Annotated in this window: 2 protein-coding genes; both read left to right on the top strand. The window is 73.0% G+C overall.

What is annotated here, in order from left to right:
- Positions 1-285: 285 nt before the first annotated feature.
- Positions 286-879, top strand: coding sequence for a TetR/AcrR family transcriptional regulator (locus tag AB8Z36_RS39975; protein WP_369218265.1), 594 nt, complete (start codon positions 286-288; stop codon positions 877-879).
- On the top strand, positions 876-1,453 hold a 578-nt coding region (locus AB8Z36_RS39970), incomplete at its 3' end, for an alpha/beta fold hydrolase (protein ID WP_369218264.1). The genes AB8Z36_RS39975 and AB8Z36_RS39970, both read left to right, overlap by 4 nt.

Raw genomic sequence — 1,453 nt, 5'->3', positions numbered from 1 at the left:
GGACCGGCACCACCCGGGCCGCCCGCACCGTGAGCAGGCCGCGCTCGGCCAGCACGATCACCGCGGTCTCCGCCACCCGGCGCTCCCCACCGGCCAGGTAGGCGATCTCGTACACGCTGAAGATCATCCCCAATACCCCCGAATCCCCGTATCCCGCTTTCGTGCCGGTATCCCCGTTTCCTCCTCCGATGACGCCTGGTCAGCCGGTCCTCAGAGCTGGATTTGAGCTTGGCTTGCCTAGGACTCTTAGGTTATAACTAGGAGCCCTAGGAACGAGGTGGACGCATGGTGCGGGCGGGGCTCACGGCGGATCGGGTGACCCTCGCCGCCGCTGAACTGGCGGACGAGATCGGGCTGGAGCAGGTGACGATGGCGCGCGTGGCGAGCCGCCTCGGCGTGAAGGACGCGAGCCTGTATTCGCACGTTCGCGGGCTTGAGGACCTGCGCGGACGGATCGCGCTCCTCGCCGCCGACGAGAAGACCCTGCGGATCGCGGAGGCGACCGTCGGCAGGGCGGGCAAGGAGGCCCTGGTGGCGTACGCCGACGCCTGGCGGGAGTACGCCCACCGGCACCCGGGCCGCTACACGGCGACGCAGATCCGCCTCCGGATCGACCCCGAGCTGGCCGAGCGGGCCGAAGGGCCGCGCCGTGCCGTCGAGCTGACCTACGGCATGCTGCGCGGTTACGGCCTCGCCGAGCCCGACCTGACCGACGCCGTCCGCCTGCTGCGCAGCACCTTCCACGGGTTCGTCGCCCTGGAGGCCGCGGGCGGCTTCGGCCACGCGCGGGCGCCGCAGCGGTCCTGGGAGCGCGCCCTCGACGCGCTCCACGCCACCCTTGAGCACTGGCCACCGGCCCCGGACGGAGACCCCTCATGAGCGCACCGACCCTAGGCATGCTGCGCACCGAAGGCGCGACCCTGCACTACGAGGTACGCGGCAGTGGACCGCTGTTGCTGCTGATCCCCGGCGGTTCCGGCGGCGCGGCAGCCTTCGACGGCGTCGCCGACGCGCTGGCCGCCGAGCACACCGTCGCCACCTACGATCCGCGAGGCCTGGCCCGCAGTCCGCTGGACGACCCCGGGGCCGAGCAGCGGGTGGCCGTCCACGCCGATGACGCGTCGCGGCTCATCGAACTGCTGTCGCCCGGTGAACCCGCCCGGGTGTTCGGTGCCAGCTCCGGCGCCATCGCCGCCCTGCACCTGCTCGCCACCCGCCCCGACCGTCTCGCGCGGGTCGTGGCGCATGAACCGCCGGTCGTGGAGGTTCTTCCGGACGCGGCGGAGCAGCGGGCCTTCGTCGCGCGCGTGGAGGAGACCTTCCGGGCCGAGGGGCTCGCGAAGGCCATGGCGGTCTTCGCCGACGGGCTCACGAAGGCCGGTGACGCGGTGGACCGGGGCGGCGACTCCGGCGAACCGGGCCCCGCGCCCGATTCCGAGCCCGGTTCCGAGCC

The organism is Streptomyces flavofungini, assembly GCF_041028215.1.
Classification (GTDB): Bacteria; Actinomycetota; Actinomycetes; order Streptomycetales; family Streptomycetaceae; genus Streptomyces; species Streptomyces flavofungini_B.
This window is presented reverse-complemented; position numbering and strand designations above follow the sequence as displayed.